General features: G+C 69.9%; 19 protein-coding genes. 2 read left to right on the plus strand and 17 right to left on the minus strand.

The annotated features are described in order from the left end of the window. Nucleotides 1–30: 30 nt before the first annotated feature. Entirely contained in the window at nt 31–381 is a 351-nt protein-coding gene (locus IEX69_RS16955; protein WP_085019100.1) for a LysM peptidoglycan-binding domain-containing protein, read from the minus strand. A gap of 269 nt (nt 382–650) precedes the next feature. Between IEX69_RS16955 and lexA the strand changes: the two genes are divergently transcribed. After that, nucleotides 651–1,316, plus strand: coding sequence for a transcriptional repressor LexA (gene lexA / locus IEX69_RS16960; RefSeq protein WP_115364298.1), 666 nt, complete (start codon nt 651–653; stop codon nt 1,314–1,316). 35 nt (nt 1,317–1,351) lie between these two features. Here lexA and hflX read toward each other — a convergent pair whose 3' ends face one another. Next, nucleotides 1,352–2,866 (minus strand): GTPase HflX, encoded by a 1,515-nt coding sequence (hflX, locus tag IEX69_RS16965; RefSeq protein WP_085021394.1) that lies wholly within the window; start codon nt 2,864–2,866, stop codon nt 1,352–1,354. A 42-nt stretch (nt 2,867–2,908) separates the two neighbouring features. On the opposite strand from hflX, the gene IEX69_RS16970 reads away from it, so the two are divergent. Then, a complete protein-coding gene (locus tag IEX69_RS16970; protein ID WP_085019099.1) occupies nt 2,909–3,529 on the plus strand; it encodes a class I SAM-dependent methyltransferase in 621 nt (206 codons plus the stop codon). A gap of 13 nt (nt 3,530–3,542) precedes the next feature. Here the strand turns inward: IEX69_RS16970 and dapF are convergent, their stop codons facing one another. The 15 genes from dapF to ybeY form a co-directional block, all read right to left on the minus strand. Then, the gene (gene dapF, locus IEX69_RS16975; protein ID WP_085019098.1) at nt 3,543–4,424 is read right to left on the minus strand and encodes a diaminopimelate epimerase; all 882 of its coding nucleotides are present in this window, start codon (nt 4,422–4,424) and stop codon (nt 3,543–3,545) included. Nucleotides 4,425–4,429: 5 nt separating this feature from the next. After that, the gene (gene miaA, locus IEX69_RS16980; RefSeq protein WP_373284498.1) at nt 4,430–5,374 is read right to left on the minus strand and encodes a tRNA (adenosine(37)-N6)-dimethylallyltransferase MiaA; all 945 of its coding nucleotides are present in this window, start codon (nt 5,372–5,374) and stop codon (nt 4,430–4,432) included. Continuing rightward, nucleotides 5,371–6,984, minus strand: a complete 1,614-nt coding sequence (gene miaB, locus IEX69_RS16985) for a tRNA (N6-isopentenyl adenosine(37)-C2)-methylthiotransferase MiaB (protein WP_085019096.1) — start codon at nt 6,982–6,984, stop codon at nt 5,371–5,373. The genes miaA and miaB overlap by 4 nt, the downstream gene beginning before the upstream one ends. Before the next feature lie 29 nt (nt 6,985–7,013). Continuing rightward, the gene (locus tag IEX69_RS16990) at nt 7,014–7,601 is read right to left on the minus strand and encodes a regulatory protein RecX (protein WP_085019095.1); all 588 of its coding nucleotides are present in this window, start codon (nt 7,599–7,601) and stop codon (nt 7,014–7,016) included. Nucleotides 7,602–7,609: 8 nt separating this feature from the next. Beyond that, complete coding sequence (recA, locus tag IEX69_RS16995) at nt 7,610–8,674, minus strand: recombinase RecA (RefSeq protein WP_085019094.1); 1,065 nt, start codon at nt 8,672–8,674, stop codon at nt 7,610–7,612. Nucleotides 8,675–8,980: 306 nt separating this feature from the next. Further along, nucleotides 8,981–9,205, minus strand: a complete 225-nt coding sequence (locus IEX69_RS17000) for a DUF3046 domain-containing protein (protein ID WP_085019093.1) — start codon at nt 9,203–9,205, stop codon at nt 8,981–8,983. A gap of 40 nt (nt 9,206–9,245) precedes the next feature. After that, nucleotides 9,246–9,554, minus strand: a complete 309-nt coding sequence (locus IEX69_RS17005; protein ID WP_085019092.1) for a helix-turn-helix domain-containing protein — start codon at nt 9,552–9,554, stop codon at nt 9,246–9,248. A gap of 154 nt (nt 9,555–9,708) precedes the next feature. Continuing rightward, complete coding sequence (locus IEX69_RS17010; protein ID WP_085019091.1) at nt 9,709–10,191, minus strand: CinA family protein; 483 nt, start codon at nt 10,189–10,191, stop codon at nt 9,709–9,711. Then, nucleotides 10,188–10,793, minus strand: a complete 606-nt coding sequence (pgsA, locus tag IEX69_RS17015) for a CDP-diacylglycerol--glycerol-3-phosphate 3-phosphatidyltransferase (RefSeq protein ID WP_085019090.1) — start codon at nt 10,791–10,793, stop codon at nt 10,188–10,190. The genes IEX69_RS17010 and pgsA overlap by 4 nt, the downstream gene beginning before the upstream one ends. A 3-nt stretch (nt 10,794–10,796) precedes the next feature. Then, on the minus strand, nt 10,797–13,619 hold the full coding sequence (locus tag IEX69_RS17020; protein ID WP_085019089.1) for an FtsK/SpoIIIE family DNA translocase: 2,823 nt from the start codon (nt 13,617–13,619) through the stop codon (nt 10,797–10,799). Between the two features lie 97 nt (nt 13,620–13,716). Next, nucleotides 13,717–15,393 carry a ribonuclease J gene (locus tag IEX69_RS17025; protein WP_085019088.1) on the minus strand — a complete coding sequence of 559 codons (1,677 nt, stop codon included), beginning with the start codon at nt 15,391–15,393 and terminating at the stop codon, nt 13,717–13,719. Nucleotides 15,394–15,435: 42 nt separating this feature from the next. Next, on the minus strand, nt 15,436–16,413 hold the full coding sequence (gene dapA / locus IEX69_RS17030) for a 4-hydroxy-tetrahydrodipicolinate synthase (protein ID WP_085021393.1): 978 nt from the start codon (nt 16,411–16,413) through the stop codon (nt 15,436–15,438). Nucleotides 16,414–16,440: 27 nt separating this feature from the next. Further along, entirely contained in the window at nt 16,441–17,325 is an 885-nt protein-coding gene (gene era / locus IEX69_RS17035; RefSeq protein WP_085019087.1) for a GTPase Era, read from the minus strand. Next, complete coding sequence (locus IEX69_RS17040; protein WP_085019086.1) at nt 17,322–18,665, minus strand: hemolysin family protein; 1,344 nt, start codon at nt 18,663–18,665, stop codon at nt 17,322–17,324. The genes era and IEX69_RS17040 overlap by 4 nt, the downstream gene beginning before the upstream one ends. After that, entirely contained in the window at nt 18,662–19,126 is a 465-nt protein-coding gene (ybeY, locus tag IEX69_RS17045; protein WP_085019085.1) for an rRNA maturation RNase YbeY, read from the minus strand. The genes IEX69_RS17040 and ybeY overlap by 4 nt, the downstream gene beginning before the upstream one ends. Nucleotides 19,127–19,128 lie beyond the last annotated feature (2 nt).

Consider the following 19,128-nt stretch of genomic DNA (forward strand, 5'->3'; position numbering starts at 1 on the left):
GGACGGATCCTCCCGACCGCGCGGGACCGCTCAGTCGGCGTACTGCTGGGGCACGGCCAGCTTCTGACCGGGCTGCACCTCGGAGCCGACCAGCCCGTTGAGGTTCTGGATGGACGCGATGACCTCACGCGGATCGGCGCCCGGCGCGAGGTCTTCGGCGATCGCCCACAGGCTCTGACCCGCGTGGACCGTCACGTAGGAGAACTCGCCGGAGCCGGACGAGTCGGTCGCGGTGGCGGAGCCGCCGCCGAACAGGGCGAGGAGACCGAAGGTCAGGGCGAGGCCGAGACCGAGGACGGAGGCCAGCACGACCTGCCCTCTGCGCGTGATGCGCAGACGAGTGCGCGTGACGGGTGCTGCTGCGGTTGCGGTGGTGCTCATCGGTGCCTCCTCGTGGAGATCGTCGCGGCGACCGGCCGGGGCCGCCGCGACGAAGCTGTGTTCCGAATATACGTTCTACTCTTCGAACCGTCAAGATCCGATGCGATCGAAGACATCCCGCGACACGCTCGAACACGCGTGCGTTCTCGAGTCGTTCTCGGATACAGTTTCGATCGACAGGTGAAGTGAATCACCCGCCACCGACATCGAAGCGCAGACCACCGACATCGGCCCCGGGAGAGGGGCGGGAACGACGGAACGAGGATCCAGTGGGCACCGAGAACGGCCGTACCAGGCGACGCAAGAGCCTGAGCGACAAGCAGCTCGCCATCCTCGAGGTGATCCAGCGGTCGGTCTCCACCCGGGGCTATCCGCCGAGCATGCGCGAGATCGGCGACGCCGTCGGCCTCGCGTCGCTGTCGAGCGTGACGCACCAGCTCAACCAGCTCGAGCTGAGCGGGTACCTGCGCCGCGACCCGAACCGCCCGAGGGCGATGGAGGTCCTCATCGACGTGCCCGGGAGCGAGGGCTCCGACGTCGACACCGCACCCCCCGTCGGCGACGCCACGCTCGTCCCCCTGGTCGGGCGGATCGCCGCGGGAATCCCCATCACGGCGGAGCAGCAGGTCGACGAGGTCTTCCCGCTCCCCCGCCAGCTCGTCGGCAACGGCGAGCTGTTCATGCTCAAGGTCGTCGGTGAGTCGATGATCGACGCGGCCATCTGCGATGGGGACTGGGTCGTCGTGCGACAGCAGAACACCGCCGAGAACGGCGACATCGTCGCGGCGATGCTCGACGAGGAGGCCACCGTCAAGGTCTTCCGCCAGCGCGACGGGCACACCTGGCTGCTCCCCCGCAACAGCGCCTTCGAGCCGATCCTCGGCGACTACGCGACCGTGCTCGGCAAGGTCGTGGCGGTGCTGCGCGCGGTCTGACCGCGACGGCACCGCCACGACGGCGGAGCCTCCGCTCAGCGGGTGAAGGCCGCCAGGCGCTCCTCGAACTCCGGGTTGATGAGCGCCTTCACGTGGGTGCCGGCCTCCTCGTACTCGGTACTCAGGACGATGTTCCGCTCGTGGAGCATGGTCACGACGTCGCCGCGCTCGTACGGGACGAGCAGGTCGACCTCGATGCTCGGCATGGGGATCCGCCGGGCGATCGCGTCGCGCAGCTCGGCGATGCCCTCGCCGGTGCGCGCCGAGACGAACAGGGCGCCCGGCTCGAGACCGCGGAGCACCAGTCGGTCATCCTCGGAGAGCAGGTCGCTCTTGTTGAAGACGATCATCTCCGGCACGTCGCGGGCGCCCGCGTCGCCGACGACGTCGCGGACCGTCGCGATCTGGCTCGCCGGATCGGGGTGCGACCCGTCGACGACATGCACCAGCAGGTCGGCGTCGGCCACCTCCTCCAGCGTCGAGCGGAACGCCTCCACGAGCTGGTGGGGCAGCTGGCGGACGAACCCGACGGTGTCGGTGAGCGTGTAGGGCCTGCCGTCATCGGTCGCCGTGCGGCGCACGGTGGCGTCGAGGGTCGCGAACAGCGCGTTCTCGACCAGGACTCCGGCGTGCGTGATGCGGTTGAGCAACGAGGACTTGCCCGCGTTGGTGTAGCCCGCGATCGCGACCGACGGCACCGCGTTGCGCTTGCGGTTGGCGCGCTTGGCCTCGCGGGCGGGCTTCATGCCCGCGATCTGCCGGCGCAGCTTCGCCATGCGGCTGTGGATGCGGCGACGGTCGAGCTCGATCTTCGTCTCACCCGGACCGCGCGAGCCCATCCCGGCGCCCGCGCTTCCCACCTGGCCACCGGCCTGACGGGACATCGACTCACCCCATCCGCGCAGACGCGGGAGGAGGTACTCGAGCTGTGCGAGCTCGACCTGGGCCTTGCCCTCGCGGCTCTTCGCGTGCTGGCTGAAGATGTCGAGGATCACGGCCGTCCGGTCGATCACCTTCACCTTCACCACGTCCTCGAGCGCGCGCCGCTGGCTCGGGGCGAGCTCGGTGTCGGCGATCACGGTGTCGGCGCCGAGCGCCGCGACGATGCCCGCCAGCTCCTCGGCCTTGCCTCGACCGAAGTACGTGCTCGGATCGGGGTGCGGCCGGCGCTGCAGGAGCCCGTCGAGCACCACGGCGCCCGCGGTCTCGGCCAGCGCCGCCAGCTCGTGCAGCGAGTTCTCGGCGTCGTCGAGGCTGCCCTGCGAGTAGACGCCGATGATCACGACGTTCTCAAGCCGCAGCTGCCGGTACTCGACCTCGGTGACGTCCTGGAGCTCGGTCGACAGACCCGACACGCGCCGGAGCGCCTGCCTGTCCTCGCGATCGAACTGCTCGCCGTCGTACTGGCTGCCCCCTGCGGTCTCGGTGCCCTGGAGGGCCTGGGCCGAGCCGCCGAAGCGGGCGTACGTCGCTGCCGAGTCTCCGGCGGCGAGCACGCGGGCGACGGCGTCGTCGTCTCTGCTTCGGTCTTCTGTGGTGGATGGGGTCATCGGCATAAAGAATAGTCTCCTGGTTTGCTAGATTTCCCTCTCATGGAGGGCGAGCACTACTTCTCGACGCGACCGTCGGGGGAAGCGGCTCTGCGCGACCTCGACGTCACGCTGGCGGGGACGCGGGTCAGACTGACGACCGCGTCGGGGATCTTCAGTCCGGATCGCATCGACACGGGCACGCAGGTGCTGTTGGCGTCGGTGCCGACGCCCCCGCCCAGCGGGAACCTGCTCGACATCGGATGCGGCTGGGGACCGATAGCGCTCACGCTCGCCCTGGAGTCACCGCATTCGACGGTGTGGGCGGTCGATGTGAACGAGAGGGCGCTCGATCTCGTCCGGCGTAATGCTGAATCACTTCATCTCACCAATGTGAACGCCGTCCGACCCGAGGATGTTCCCGACTCGGTGCGATTCACCACGATCTGGTCGAACCCGCCCATCCGCGTGGGCAAGAACGAGCTCCACGACCTGCTCCGCCGGTGGATGCCGCGCATCGACGACGGCGGCGACGCCTGGCTCGTCGTACAGAAGAACCTCGGCGCCGATTCGCTGCTGCGCTGGATGGAGACGGAGTTCGGCGACCTGGCGTTCCAGCGCACGACCACCAACAAGGGCTTCCGCGTGCTGCACGCCCGGCGCAGGCCCCCTCGGGCGGACTAGGACCGCGATGCGGTCAGGCGATCGACAGGTCGCCCTCGAACACCAGCTCGGCCGGACCGGACAGGGCCACGTGCTCGCCGTCCTCCGCGGGGAACATGCGCACTCCGACCGTGCCACCCGGCACGTCGACCCGCCACTCGTTCGGAGCCCCCGCTCCCGCCCAGTGCCGTACGGCGAGTGCGGCGGCCGCAGCACCCGTTCCGCAGGAGAGCGTCTCCCCGCTTCCCCGCTCGTGCACGCGCATCCGGATGCGACCCACGCCGTCGCGGACCAGCGGCTCGCGCGGGACGACGAACTCGACGTTCGCACCCTCCACCGGCGCGGGGTCGAGGTGCGGGATCACCGTGAGGTCGGCGGCCTCGAGCTCGGCGTCGTCGGCGAGAGCGACCACGACGTGCGGGTTGCCGACGTCGATGCCGAGTCCCGGACGCGCCACCGGCACCTCACGGGCGCTGACGAGCGTCTCGTCCGGCTCCAGCCGCCACCGCCCGAGGTCCACTTGGAAGCCGGTGCCGCTGCGGATCACGTCGCGCACGCCCGCGCGTGTGCCGATCGGCAGGGTCCGGCCGGGGACGAGCTCGACGACGCCGTTCTCGATCAGGTACCGGACGAAGACCCGGATGCCATTGCCGCACATCTCGGCGATCGACCCATCGGCGTTCCGGTAGTCCATGAACCACTCGGCGGCCGGGTCCTCCGCCAGCGCGGCACCACCCGCCGCAATGTTCTCGGAACGGACGGCGCGCAGGACGCCGTCGGCGCCGATCCCGAACCGGCGGTCGCAGAGGGCCGCCACCTGGCTCGGCGAGAGATCGTGGTGGCCGTCGGGATCGAGGAACAGCACGAAGTCGTTGCCCGTGCCCTGGCCCTTGGTGAAGCGGAGGTCGACGGACATGCCGATCAGTCTACGGCCGCACGGACCAGGCCCTGCACGACGTCGCGGGTCGCCGCGCCGTCGCGGGGGTCGAGGTCGACCGCGTCCTCGTACCGCCGGAACCAGCTGACCTGCCGGCGCGCGTAACGCCTGGTCAGCGCCTGAGTGGCGGTGACCGCCTCGTCACGCGTGAGGACGCCGTCGAGCTGGTCGAGGGCCTGGGCGTAGCCGATCGCCCGCGTGGCCGTCGAGCCGTCGCGGAGCCCATGCGCGGCAAGCAGGGCGACCTCGTCGAGCAGACCCGACGACCACATCCGCTCGACGCGGCGGTCGAGCCGCTCGACGAGATCGGCGCGGTCGATGCCGAGTCGGATCACCGTCGTGGGACGCCAGGGCGCCGCCTCGGCGGGCAGACGCCCCGAGACCGGCTCGCCTGTCACCGTCGCGACCTCCAGGGCCCGGACGAGCCGCCGCCCGTTGTGCGGTCCGATCGCCTCGGCCGACGCTCGATCCAGGCTCACCAGGTCGCGGTAGAGCGCCCCGGGGCCCCTCTCGTCGAGCTCCTTCTCCAGTCGCGCCCGCACGGCCTCGTCGCGGGCGGGGAACTCGAAGGGGAAGAGCACGCTGGAGACGTACAGCCCCGATCCGCCGACCAGGACGGGGACCGCTCCGCGGGCCACGATGGCGTCGATGTCGGCGCGGGCGTGCCGCTGATACGCGGCCACCGAGGCCTCGTCGACGACGTCCAGCACGTCGAGCTGGTGATGCGGGTGCCCTCGTCGCTCCTCGAGGGCGAGCTTCGCCGTCCCGATGTCCATGCCGCGATAGAGCTGCATGGCATCGGCGTTGACGATCTCGGCCCGCCGTCCCGCCTCGGCGAGGGTGTCGGCGATCGCCAGCGAGAGGTCGGACTTGCCTGTTCCCGTCGCTCCGACAACGGCGAGCACGCGGCCGTCGCCGCCCACGCTCACCCCTGGCGCTCGGACGCCGTGCGCAGGTCGTCTGAGGGGCTGTAGATCGGCGAGGTCGCCACTCGGAGCGTGGGCAGACCCAGCGACACGGGGCCCGCGGAGGCGCCGGACGCGCCGTGGGACGGCACCGCGCAGCTCTCGGCCTGGGCGCGGTCCCATGCGTCGCCCGCCCGGGTCGCACGGACGTCGAGCGTCGCGCCGTCGGGGCCGGCGATCAGGTAAAACGGGGTCGCGCGCGACACACGGACGGTCACGACATCGCCCGGCCGGGGCCGCGCCGAGCCCGACGGCACGTCGAAGTGCACCAGACGCGAGTCGCGCGCCCGGCCGCTCATCCGGTGCGTCTCGTCGTCTCGTCGGCCCTCGCCGTTCGCCACGAGCACCTCCACCTCGCGTCCGATCAGGCGGTCGTTCTCCTCCTGGCTGATGCGCTCCTGCAGCGCGATCAGACGCTCGTAGCGCTCCTGCACCACCTCGCGCGGAACCTGCTCGTCGTACTCCGCCGCGGGCGTGCCGGGCCGGATCGAGTACTGGAACGTGAACGCCGAGGCGAACCTGGCCTCCTCGACCACGCGCAGGGTGTCCTCGAAGTCGGCGTCGGTCTCGCCCGGGAATCCGACGATGATGTCGGTGCTGATCGCCGCGTCCGGGATGCGGTGACGGACCCGCTCGAGGATGCCCAGGAACTTCGCCGACCGGTAGGACCGGCGCATGGCGCGCAGGATGCGGTCGGAGCCGGACTGGAGGGGCATGTGGAGCTGAGGCATGACCGACGGGGTCTCGGCCATCGCGTCGATCACGTCGTCGGTGAACGCCGCGGGATGAGGGCTCGTGAAGCGGATCCGCTCGAGACCCTCGATCGCCCCGGCCGCGCGGAGGAGCTTGCCGAAGGCGAGACGGTCGCCGAACTCGACACCGTACGAGTTGACGTTCTGTCCGAGCAGCGTGACCTCGATGGCGCCGTCATCGACGAGCGACTGCACCTCGGCCAGCACGTCACCCGGCCGGCGGTCCTTCTCCTTGCCGCGGAGCGACGGCACGATGCAGAAGGTGCACGTGTTATTGCAGCCGACCGAGATCGACACCCATCCGCTGTAGGTCGAGTCGCGCTTGGTCGGCAGCGTCGACGGGAAGACCTCGAGGGACTCCAGGATCTCGAGCTCGGCCGCATCGTTGTGCCGCGCCCGCTCGAGCAGCGCGGGGAGCGAGCCCATGTTGTGAGTGCCGAAGACGACGTCGACCCAGGGCGCCTTCTCGAGGATGACGCCCTTGTCCTTCTGCGCGAGGCAGCCGCCGACGGCGATCTGCATTCCCTCGTGCCCGCGCTTGACCGCGGCGAGATGACCCAGGTTGCCATAGAGCTTGTTGTCGGCGTTCTCGCGGACGGCGCAGGTGTTGATCACCACGACGTCCGGCTCGACGCCGTCGGCCCTCACGTAGCCGGCGGCCTCGAGCGACCCGCTGAGCCGTTCGGAGTCGTGCACGTTCATCTGGCAGCCGTAGGTGCGCACCTCGTAGGTGCGGGCACGCCCCTCGGTGTCGAGGGCGGCCGACGACGGCGAGATGGTGGTCGCGCCGGCGGCCGTTCGGGGATCGCTGAGAATGGTCATGAGGCGACCAGTCTACGAACTCGAGGCGGTCAGACGAACCGCGGCCCGCGACGCTCGTTCCGCGTCGCCATCGCCACGCGAGTCGCCTCGCGCACGACCGGGGACGGGTACCCCCTCCGCGCCAGGAAACCCATGAGACGGCGCTCGGCCGTGTCGTCGTCGTAGGACGACAACTGGCGCACGCGCTTGAGAGCGGCCGCCTCGGCGAGCTCGCGCTCCTCCTCGTCGTCGACGACCGAGAGCGCATCGGTGATGCACTCCTGCGGGATGCGGCGGGCGGACAGCTCGCGGGAGATGACGGCGCGGCTCTTGTTGTGACGCGATCGGAGACGCTCGACGAGGACCTCGGCGAGCATCCGATCGTCGACGTAGCCGAGCTCGCGATAACGGCTCACGAGCACCTCGGCCTCGTCGGGCTCGGCCCCCTGGGCGATGAGGAGGTCGACGGTCTCGGCCGCGGAGAGCTGGCGCCGCCCGAGAGCGCGGATCACCGTGTCGCTCACCCGGGCGAGGCGCTCCTCATCGGTCTCCGGGGTCTCGACGGGACCGGCCTCGACGCCGTGCGCGGCGGCAGTGCGCTCGCGGCGCACGGCGTCGAGGCTGATGATGTCGTTCATCGCGCTGGTCAGGCGCCCTTCTTCGAGGCCATCTTCGCCTGGAGCGACTCGACGGGGGCCGGGGCCTCAGCCTTCGCCCCGCCGATGCCGAGCTTGGCGAGGATCTTCGTCTCGATCTCGGCGGCGATGTCGGTGTTCTCGGAGAGGAACCGGCGGGCGTTCTCCTTGCCCTGACCCAGCTGGTCGCCGTCGTAGGTGTACCAGGCACCGGACTTGCGGACGATCTCGTGCTCGACGCCGAAGTCGATCAGGCTGCCCTCGCGGGAGATGCCGACGCCGTACAGGATGTCGAACTCGGCCTGCTTGAAGGGCGGCGCCATCTTGTTCTTGACGACCTTCACGCGGGTGCGGTTGCCGACGGCCTCGGTGCCCTCCTTGAGGGTCTCGATGCGACGGATGTCGAGCCGGACCGACGCGTAGAACTTCAGCGCCTTGCCGCCCGCGGTGGTCTCGGGGCTGCCGAAGAACACGCCGACCTTCTCGCGGAGCTGGTTGATGAAGATCATCGTGGTGTTGGTCTGGTTGAGCGCACCCGTGAGCTTGCGGAGGGCCTGCGACATCAGCCGGGCCTGGAGGCCCACGTGGGCGTCGCCCATCTCGCCCTCGATCTCGGCGCGGGGCACGAGAGCGGCCACGGAGTCGATCACGATGAGGTCGATCGAGCCGGAGCGGACGAGCATGTCGGCGATCTCGAGGGCCTGCTCACCGGTGTCGGGCTGCGAGACCAGAAGGGAGTCGATGTCGACTCCGAGCTTCTGGGCGTAGTCGGGGTCGAGCGCGTGCTCGGCATCGATGAACGCGGCGATGCCTCCCGCGCGCTGGGCGTTCGCGATGGCGTGGAGCGTCAGCGTGGTCTTACCCGACGACTCCGGGCCGTAGATCTCGACGATGCGGCCGCGGGGGATGCCGCCGATGCCGAGGGCGACGTCGAGGGCGATGGACCCCGTGGGCACGACCTCGACGGGCGCACGCTCGTCGCTGCCGAGGCGCATCACCGAGCCCTTGCCGAACTGACGGTCGATCTGGGCGAGGGCGGTCTCGAGGGCCTTCTCGCGGTTGGCTTCGGTGGGCATGTCTGCTCCTTCTGCTGGTGCGGCCCGCGCCGCGGTGGTGTGCCCATAGGCTGTCGTTTCCCGCTCGAACCACGAGACGGGCGACAGGGCGTCACGGGAGTGTCGAACCCTTCACACGGTACGGATGGCCACCGACATCGTCGCTGTCCGGTCGCATTCTGTGTAGAACGTGTTCGATTCTCTCGATGTGCAGGAGCCTACGCGCGTTCGAAACTGTCTTCGACTGCGACACGCCGCCTCGCAGACATGACGAGAGCCCCGGGTGCTCTCGCATCCGGGGCTCTCGTGGTCTGTCGGGGCGCCTGCTCAGCGCTTGGGCTCGGGCCGACCCGCTCCGTGCCAGTGCGACCGCGGCACGTCGGCCGCCTTGCACAGCGCCAGCCACACCTCTCGCGGCGTGCGCCCGGCTCGGAGCGCCTCCTCCGCCGTGCGCTCGCCGAGGTCGGAGATGACGAGGTCGTTGGTGACGACCGCGCCGTACCCGCGCCCGAACTCGTCGTCGACGGCGCGTCGGAACTCGCTCAGTCGCATGAGCTCACACGCCCTCGGCCGGCGGCCGTGGCGTCACCCGTCACCGTGCAACGAGATCGGCGTCGAAATCCGCCACGAAGTCGTCGGGCACGGTGTCGGGGATGGGCTCGAGGCCCTCCAGCACCGCGAGACGCTCGCCGACCTCCCGCATGATCACGGAGATCGGGGTGTCGAGCGCATCGGCGACCGAGGCGAGGATCTCGCTCGACGCCTCCTTCTGACCGCGCTCGACCTCGCTGAGGTAACCGAGCGCGACGCTGGCCTTGCTCGCCACCTGGCGGAGCGTACGGCCCTTCTGCAGGCGGAAGTCCCGAAGCACGTCGCCGATTTCCTGACGAACTAGAATCACTGGACCCTCCTCGCGTGTCACGTCACCGTCTCTGAAGTGGTGCTGAACCTCTCCGGGGAGTGATTCGTAGCAAAGACTCTAGACGACGGGTACTGATGTTTTGTTGTGAACGACATCACCTGTAACCAGATCGACACACCGGGCATTCCCGGCCTCAGGCGGTGAGCAGCTCTTCGAGCAGGGCGAGCGCCCGCTCGGTCGTCTGACGTCGGATCGACTCGCGGTCGCCGTCGAACCGCTCGGCCACGGCGCGCACGTCGGACCCGATCGCGATGCCGATGAAGACCGTGCCGGGCGGCTGGCCGTCCTGCGGATCGGGCCCGGCCGCGCCGGTGGTCGACAACCCGATCGCGGCCGCCTCCCCCTCGATCTGGAGGGCGTCGCGCACGCCGCTCGCCATCTGCATCGCGACATCGGGATGGACCGCCCCGTGCGCGGCGAGGGTCTCCGCGGCCACGCCGAGGAGGGTGTGCTTCACCGGCGTCGCGTAGGCGACGACGCCGCCCCGGAACACGGCGGAGGCACCCGGCACCGAGACGATCTCGGCGGCGAGCATCCCGCCGGTCAGGGACTCGGCGACCGCGAGGCTGGTGTGCGACGCCGTGAGCATCTCCACGATGCGCCGCGCGGCGCTCATCGCTGAGCGGGACGGCGGTTGAGCCGCTGGTCCTGCACGATGTAGTCGATCCCGGTCACCACCGTCAGCACGAGGGCGATCGCCATGAGGACCCAGTTGACCCAGTACATCCAGTCGCCGAGGACGTTCGGCAACGGGACGAGCGCGAACGAGATCGCGAAGGACTGGAACAGCGTCTTGAGCTTGCCGCCGCGGGACGCCGGGACGACACGATCGCTCAGCACCAGGAAGCGCCAGACCGTGATCCCGATCTCGCGGACGAGGATCACGATCGTGACCCACCACCACAGCTCGCCCAGGATCGACAGACCCACGAGAGCGGCCCCGGTCAGCACCTTGTCGGCGATCGGGTCGAGCAGCTTCCCGAGGTCGGTGACGAGGTCGTACTTCCGGGCGATGTGACCGTCGATGCCGTCGGTGGCGATCGCGACGATGAAGAGCGCCGCGGCGGCCCAGCGGAGCGGGCCGTCCTGTCCGTTGTCGACGAGCAGCATGATCAGGAAGACCGGCGCCAACAGGATGCGCACGATCGTGATCACGTTCGGCACGTTGAGATTGCTGGGCTTCGACGCCGGGGTCAGAGCCCCACCCGCACTGGTCACGTCTTACTCCCTGCCGGTCAGCTGCCAGGCATCCTCGTCGGAGGAGGCCTCCTCCTCAGGGTATAGCCCCGCGTCGAAGCTCGACACCGGGTCGCGACCATCGGAACCGCTGGGACCGCCTCCGCTCGAACCGGACGGACCCGAGGGAGCGGGGCCGCCACCACCCCGCAGCATCGCGAGCACCTCGGGGAGCTGCTCCGGTGTCACCAGCACGTCGCGCGCCTTCGACCCCTCCGAGGGCCCGACGATCTCGCGGGACTCGAGGAGGTCCATGAGGCGCCCGGCCTTGGCGAAGCCGACCTTGAGCTTGCGCTGCAGCATCGAGGTCGACCCGAACTGGCTGTTGACGATGAGCTCGGCCGCCTGGAGCAGGAGGTCGAGGTCGTCGCCGATGTCGGAGTCGATCTGCTTCTTCTCGGCGACCGCCGTGACGTCGTCGCGGTACTCGGGACGCGCCTGACGGGTGACGTGCTGGACGACGCCCGCGATCTCGCTCTCGGACACCCAGGCGCCCTGGACACGGATGGGCTTCGAGGCGCCCATCGGCAGGAACAGCCCGTCGCCCTGGCCGATCAGCTTGTCGGCCCCGGGCTGGTCGAGGATGACGCGGGAGTCGGTGACGCTCGTCACCGCGAAGGCGAGGCGGGAGGGCACGTTCGCCTTGATGAGACCCGTGACGACGTCGACGCTCGGCCGCTGGGTCGCGAGCACGAGGTGGATGCCCGAGGCCCGGGCGAGCTGCGTGATGCGGACGATCGAGTCCTCGACGTCGCGGGGAGCGACCATCATCAGGTCGGCGAGCTCGTCGACCACCACGAGGAGGTACGGGTAGGGCTTCAGCACCCGCTGGCTCGCGGGCGGAAGCGTGATCTCGTCGTTGATGACGGCGCGGTTGAAGTCGTCGATGTGCCGGAAGCCGAAGCTCTCGAGGTCGTCGTACCGCATGTCCATCTCCTTCACCACCCAGGAGAGGGCCTCGGCGGCCTTCTTCGGGTTGGTGATGATGGGCGTGATGAGGTGCGGGACACCCTGGTAGGCCGTGAGCTCGACGCGCTTGGGGTCGATGAGCACCATGCGCACCTCGCTGGGCTTCGCACGCATGAGCAGCGACGTGACCATCGAGTTGATGAAGCTCGACTTGCCGGACCCGGTGGAGCCGGCCACCAGGAGGTGAGGCATCTTCGCGAGGTTCGCGAGCACGAACTTGCCCTCGACGTCCTTGCCGACGCCGATGGTCATCGGGTGCGGGTCGTTCATCGCCTTGGCCGAGCGGAGAACGTCGCCGAGCACCACGGTCTCGCGGTCGGTGTTCGGGATCTCGACGCCGATCGCGCTCTTGCCGGGGATGGGCGAGAGGATGCGCACCTCGTTCGACGCGACCGCGTAGGAGAGGTTCTTCGACAGGGCCGTCACACGCTCGACCTTGACGCCGGGGCCCAGCTCGATCTCGTACCGGGTGACGGTCGGACCGCGCGAGAACCCGGTGACCGTCGCGTCGACCGAGAACTGCTGCAGCACGTCGGTGATCGCGCGCACCACGTCGTCGTTGACCGCGGACCGCGCCTTGGCCGGGGCGCCCGACTCGAGCGACGCCACGCTGGGCAGCCGGTAGTCGGCGGCGGAGGTGTCGGGGGCGGGCGAGAGCTCGCCCGTGTTCGCGAGCGACTCGGGCAGCTCGACCGGGATCGTGGCACCGGAGAACGCGGGCAGCGCATCCGACCCGGAGTCGTCGAGGAGGCTCGTCGCCGACGGCCGCCCGGGGAGGATCTCGCCCGTGACCCGCTTGATCGCCTGCTCGGCGGCAGCGAGGTCGCCGAAGACGACGTCGTCGAAGCTGCCCTGGCCGTAGGACTCGGTGGCGATCTCGGCGGCGGAGTCGTAGGGCTCCTCGGCCGCGGGCGTCCTGTCCTCGATCGTGGGACGGATGAGCGGGGTGTCGAACGCCGGATCCTCCTCGCGACCGCTGGAGTTGCGACGCCACCACGGGAGCTCGCCCTCGGCGGACTCGTCGCCCTCGTCGTCGGTCGCGCCGCGCTTGCCGCGCTTCGGCTTCCGGGCCGTCGCCTCGTCGACCGCCGGCTCCTCGTCGGTGGGCGCAGTGGCGCCGAAGAGGTAGGCGTACAGCTCGCGGAGCCGCCGCCCGACGCGGTTCGGCGGGGTCTTGGTGAGGATGAACAGCGACAGCAGGAGGAGGGCGCTCAGGAGGACGGTCGCACCGATCGGCGTGATCACGGCCGCGAGGGGTGCGCCGACCAGCCAGCCGATGACGCCGCCGGCGACGGCGAGGCCCTCGATGCCGGCCGCGGGATCGGGCCGGCCGCCCCAGATGTGGCAGATGCCGGACGTCGTCACGATGAGCAGGCCCAGGCCGATCCCGATCCGGCCGTTGTCGTTCACCGAGGCGGGATGGCGGAAGAGCCAGAACGCCACCAGCAGGAGCACGACGGGCAGGGCGTAGGAGACACGGCCGAACAGCCCGCCGAACGACCAGGCGTTCAGCACGGCGGCGACCGCGTTGGAGGCGAGGAACCACTCCACCACCGCGCCGATCACGGCGAGCAGCACGAACAGGAAGGGCAGGCCGTCGCGGCGCTCGTCCTTCTCCAGCTTCTCCGGGCCGAAGGCCCGAGCCGCACCGCCGACCAGGTGCGCGAGGCCCATCCAGCCGGAGACCAGCGGGTTCGGCCGCTCCTCGGCGGCGGGGAACTTCAGCGTCTTCTGGGCGGTCGTGGTGCGCTTCGACGAGGACGCGCGAGTGCTCGCGGCCGTGCCTCCGCGCGTCGAGCCGGCGCGGGAGCGCGTCGTCGACTTGCTGCTCGTGGCCATGGTCTCACGCTACCCGGGAGGGGTCGAGAAGCCCGGTCATGGCGGCCGGGTGTCGAGACCCGGCCGCCTGATCGGGGGTGTGCAGGAGTCCGAGCGGTCAGGCCTCGATGACGAGCGGCACGATCATCGGACGGCGGCGCAGCTTCGTGTTGACCCAGCGGCCGATGGTGCGCCGCACCACCTGCTGCAGCGCATAGGTGTCGCGGGTGCCGTTCTCGACCGCCTCCGAGAGCGCCGCGGCGATCTTCGGCTTGACCCCGTCGAAGACAGACTCGTCCTCGGCGAAGCCCTTGGCGTGGATCTCCGGACCGACGATGACCCGGCCGGTCTGCGCCTCCACCACGACGATGATGGAGATGAACCCCTCCTCGCCGAGGATCCGGCGATCCTTGAGGTCGGCATCGGTGATTTCGCCCACGCTGGAGCCGTCGACGTAGACGAAGCCGAGGTCGTACTGGCCGACCACCGTCGCCACACCGTCTCGGAGGTCGACCACGGTGCCGTCGTCGCCGAGGATCGTGTGGGACTCGGGCACGCCGGTCGCGATCGCCAGCGCCGCGTTCGCGAACAGATGACGGTACTCACCGTGCACCGGCATGACGTTCTTCGGCTTCAGGATGTTGTAGCAGTACAGGAGCTCGCCGGCGGCCGCGTGACCGGAGACGTGCACCTTGGCGTTGCCCTTGTGCACCACGGTGGCGCCGAGCTTCGTGAGTCCGTTGATGACGCGGTAGACGGCGTTCTCGTTGCCCGGGATGAGGCTCGAGGCGAGGATCACGGTGTCGCCCTCCCCCACCTCGATCTGGTGCTCCAGGTTCGCCATGCGACTGAGCACGGCCATCGGCTCGCCCTGCGACCCGGTCGACATGTAGACGATGCGGTCGTCGGGGATGTCGCCGGCCTTCTTGAAGTCGATCAGGACGCCCTCGGGCACCTTGAGGTAGCCGAGCTCGGCCGCGATGGTCATGTTGCGCACCATCGAGCGGCCGAGGAGCGCGACCCGGCGACCGTGGGCGTGGGCGGCGTCGAGCACCTGCTGCACGCGGTGCACGTGGCTGGAGAAGCTCGCCACGATGACGCGACGGGGTGCCCGCTCGATGATCGACTCGAGCACCGGGCCGATGTCCTTCTCGAGCGGCGTGAAGCCGGGCACGTCGGCGTTGGTGGAGTCGACGAGGAACAGGTCGACCCCCTCCTCGCCGAGGCGGGCGAACGAGCGGAGATCGGTCAGCCGGCCGTCGAGCGGCAGCTGGTCCATCTTGAAGTCGCCGGTGTGCAGCACGACGCCGGCGGGCGTCTTGATGGCGACGGCCAGCGCATCCGGGATCGAGTGGTTGACCGCCACGAACTCGCACTCGAACGGGCCGAGCTGCTCCGTCTGGCCCTCGCGCACGTCGAGCGTGTAGGGCGTGATGCGATGCTCCTTGAGCTTCGCCTCGGTGAGGGCCAGCGTCAGCGGCGAGCCGATGATGGGGATGTCCTCGCGCAGCTTGAGCAGGTACGGGACGGCTCCGATGTGGTCCTCGTGCCCGTGGGTGAGCACGATGCCCACGACGTCGTCGAGACGATCGCGCACGACGCTGAAGTCGGGGAGGATCAGGTCGACGCCGGGCTGGTTCTCCTCGGGGAACAGCACGCCGCAGTCGACGATGAGCAGCTTGCCCTCGTACTCGAACACGGTCATGTTGCGGCCGATCTCGCCGAGACCGCCCACGGGGACGATGCGGAGGGTGCCCGGTGCGAGGGCGGGGGGATCGACGATGGTGCTCTTCATGGGCCTCCTAGGGCGTTCGAGCGATGGATGCGGGCGGCACGCCTAACGGGTGGTGCCGGCCACCTTGGGCAGCGCGCCACCGGCGGCTGCGTTGCGATCGGGGCGGAACCTCGACAGGTCGAGGCCCGGGATGGAGCGGACGAGGTCGATCTCGTTCTCGATGTCGGCGGCCTCCCACTCCTCGGGGCCGACGAGCGGCAGCCTCACGCGGGGGCTGGCGATGCGGCCGAGGCCGTGCAGGACGTACTTCGCCGCCACCGTGCCGGGCACATGCGTCATCACGGCGCGGACGAGCGGTTCGAGCGCCTGGTGCATCGCGGTGGCCGCCGGGAGGTCGCCGCGGTTCACCGCGTCGACGATGGTGCGATAGGCCCCGGGGACGATGTTGGCCGTGACGCCGATGAGCCCGGTCGCACCGATCGCCAGGTGCGGCAGCACGTTGGCGTCGTCGCCGGAGAAGTACATCAGGTCGGTCTGGTTCATCACGCGGCTGACCTCGCTGAAGTCGCCCTTCGCATCCTTCACGGCGAGGATGTTCGGGTGCTTCGCCAGGCGCAGCAGGGTCTCGTACCGGATGGGCACGCCGGTGCGGCCGGGGATGTCGTAGAGGATGACCGGGAGGTCGGTGGCATCGGCGATCATGCGGAAGTGCGTGAGGATGCCGGCCTGGGTGGGCTTGTTGTAGTACGGGGTGACGACGAGGTTGCCGTCGGCGCCCGCCTTCTCGCTCTGCTGCGCGAGCTGCATGGCGTGGGCGGTCTCGTTGGAGCCGCCCCCGGTGATGATCTTGGCGCGCCCGGAGGAGACCGACTTCGTGACCTCGACGAGCTTGAGCTTCTCGGGGTCGGTGAGCGTCGACGTCTCGCCCGTCGTCCCCGACACGACGATGCCGTCGGCGCCGTTCGAGATCAGGTCGTCGGTGAGCCGCTCGACGCCCGGCCAGTCGACCTCGCCGTCGGCGGTGAAGGGCGTGACCATGGCGACGAGCACCTGGCCGAACGGATTCTCCTGTGCAGACACGTCCACCAGGCTATCGGTTCGCAGCGCTCAGAAGCCCAGGCGGCCCAGCTGCTTGGGGTCGCGCTGCCAGTCCTTCGCCACCTTCACGCGGATGTCGAGGTACACCTGCGAGCCGACCAGCTGCTCGATCTCGCCGCGGGCGCGCCTGCCCACGGCCGACAGGCGTGACCCGCCCGGGCCGATGATGATGCCCTTCTGGCTGTCGCGCTCGACGAAGAGGTTCGCGTAGATCTCGAGCAGGTCGCGGTCGTCGCGCCGCTGCATGTCGTCGATCGTGACGGCGATCGAGTGCGGCAGCTCGTCGCGCACGCCCTCGAGCGCCGCCTCGCGGATGAGCTCCGCGATCCGCTCCTCCTCCGACTCGTCGGTCACCGCGTCGTCGGGGTAGAGCGCCTGCTCCGACTCGGGCAGGAGGCCGATGAGCTCCTCGACGAGCACGTCGAGCTGGATGCGGTCGACCGCCGAGACCGGCACTACGGCATCCCAGTCGCGCAGCTGCGAGATCGCCAACAGCTGCTCGCCGACGGCCTGCTTAGAGGCGTCGTCGATCTTGGTCACGATCGCGACCTTCTTGGCACGCGGGAACGAGTCGAGCTGCTGGTTGATGAAGCGGTCGCCCGGGCCGATCCTCTCGTCAGCGGGAACGCAGAAGCCCACTACGTCGACGTCGCCCAGGGTCGACTCGACGAGGGCGTTGAGCCGCTCCCCGAGCAGGGTGCGCGGCCGGTGCATCCCCGGGGTGTCGACGATCACGAGCTGACCGGCCGGCGCGTTCACGATGCCGCGGATGGCCCGACGCGTCGTCTGCGGCTTCGCGCTGGTGATCGCGATCTTCTCGCCCACCAGCGCGTTGGTCAGCGTCGACTTGCCCACGTTGGGTCGTCCGACGAACGAGACGAATCCGCTCCTCACGCCGCACCCTCCTTCTGCTCGATCCGGTCGTCCGGTCTGGTCCTGCTCTTCTTCGACTGCTCGGCCGTCGGCTCCTCGTCGGACCCGTCCGCCCGGCGGGCGACCACGCTGACGAGCTGCTTGCGGCGCCCCTCCACCCGGTCGGCGGTGAGCACGAGCCCGGCGACCTCCACGGTCGACCCGGTCACGGGCAGCCTGCCGAGGAGCTTCGCCACCAGCCCGCCGACGGTGTCGACGTCGTCGTCGTCGAGCTCGAGGCCGAACAGCTCCCCCAGCTCGTCGACGGGGAGCCGGGCGCTCACCCGGTACGCGCCGTCGCCGAGCTCGGTCACGTCGTCGGTGTCGTGGTCGTACTCGTCGGAGATGTCGCCCACGAGCTCCTCGATGAGATCCTCGAGGGTCACGAGCCCCGCGATGCCCCCGTACTCGTCGACGACCATCGCCAGGTGGTTCGACTGCGCCTGCATCTGACGGAGCGTGTCGTCGACCTTCTTCGACTCGGGCACGAAGACGGCGGGGCGCATCAGCGACTCGACGCGGGCGGAGTCGATCGTCTCCGGCCGCTCGTAGCTGAGCCTGGCCGCGTCGCGCAGGTAGAGCACCCCCACGACGTCGTCGGCGTCGTCGCCCACCACGACCGGCATGCGGGAGACGCCGCGGCTGAGGAAGAGCCCGAGGGCGTGCCCGACCGTCTCGGTGCTCCCCACCGTCACCATGTCGGTGCGCGGGATCATGACCTCGCGCACCACGGTGTCGTTGAACTCGATGATCGAGTGGATCAGCTCGCGGTCGTCCTCCTCGAGCACGGCCAGTTCGGTGGCCTCGTCGACCATGCTGAGCAGCTGCTCCTCCGACGCGAACGTGCCCGACCCCGGTCGGCCCGGGGTGACGCGGTCGCCGATCGCGACCAGCGCGTGGGCGATCGGACCCAGGATCACGCGCACGACGTGCACGGGCAGGGCCGCCCAGCGGAGCACCTCGCGTGGCCGCACGCGGCCCACGCTGCGCGGGCTCGATCCGACCAGAACGAAGGAGACCGCCGTCATGATGAGCGCCGAGAGCAGCAGCGCGAGCCACAGCACGTCGATGCCGAACGACAGCGCGATGGTGACGAACACGGCCGCGGTCATCTCCGAGACGACGCGGGCGAAGTTCACGGCGTTCAGGTGCGCATCCGTCTGCTCAGCGATGGCCCGCAGGGAGCGCTTCGGCCGCGAGGTCGCCGCCAGCTCGAGGATATCGGCACGGGAGAGGGAGAGGATGGCCGCGTCGGCCGCCGCGAGCAGACCGCCGAAGCCGGCGAGGAGCAGCGCGACGAGGAGGAACGCGACGATGCTCATCGTCGGCGGCGCTCCACGAGGGCGAAGCCGACCAGGATGTCGCGCTGGATGCCGAACATCTCGCGCTCCTCATCCGGCTCGGCGTGGTCGAAGCCGAGCAGGTGGAGGATGCCGTGCGTCGTCAGGAGCAGCAGCTCCTCCAGCGTGGAGTGCCCCGCGGCCTCCGCCTGCACCTCGGCCACCTGCGGGCAGAGCACGATGTCGCCCAGGAGTCCGGGCGGGGTGGGCGACTCCTCCGTGCCGGGGCGCAGTTCGTCCATGGGGAAGCTCAGCACGTCGGTCGGGCCGGGCTCGTCCATCCACTGCACGTGGAGCTGCTCCATGGCGCCCTCGTCGACCAGCACGATCGCGAGGTCGGCGTCGGCGTGCACGTGCATCTGCTCGAGCGCGAACGCGGCCAGGCGCAGGATCGCGGCCTCGTCGACCTCGACCTGCGACTCGTTGTTGATCTCGATCGTCATCT

This window comes from Cnuibacter physcomitrellae (assembly GCF_014640535.1).
In the GTDB taxonomy this organism is placed as follows: domain Bacteria; phylum Actinomycetota; class Actinomycetes; order Actinomycetales; family Microbacteriaceae; genus Cnuibacter; species Cnuibacter physcomitrellae.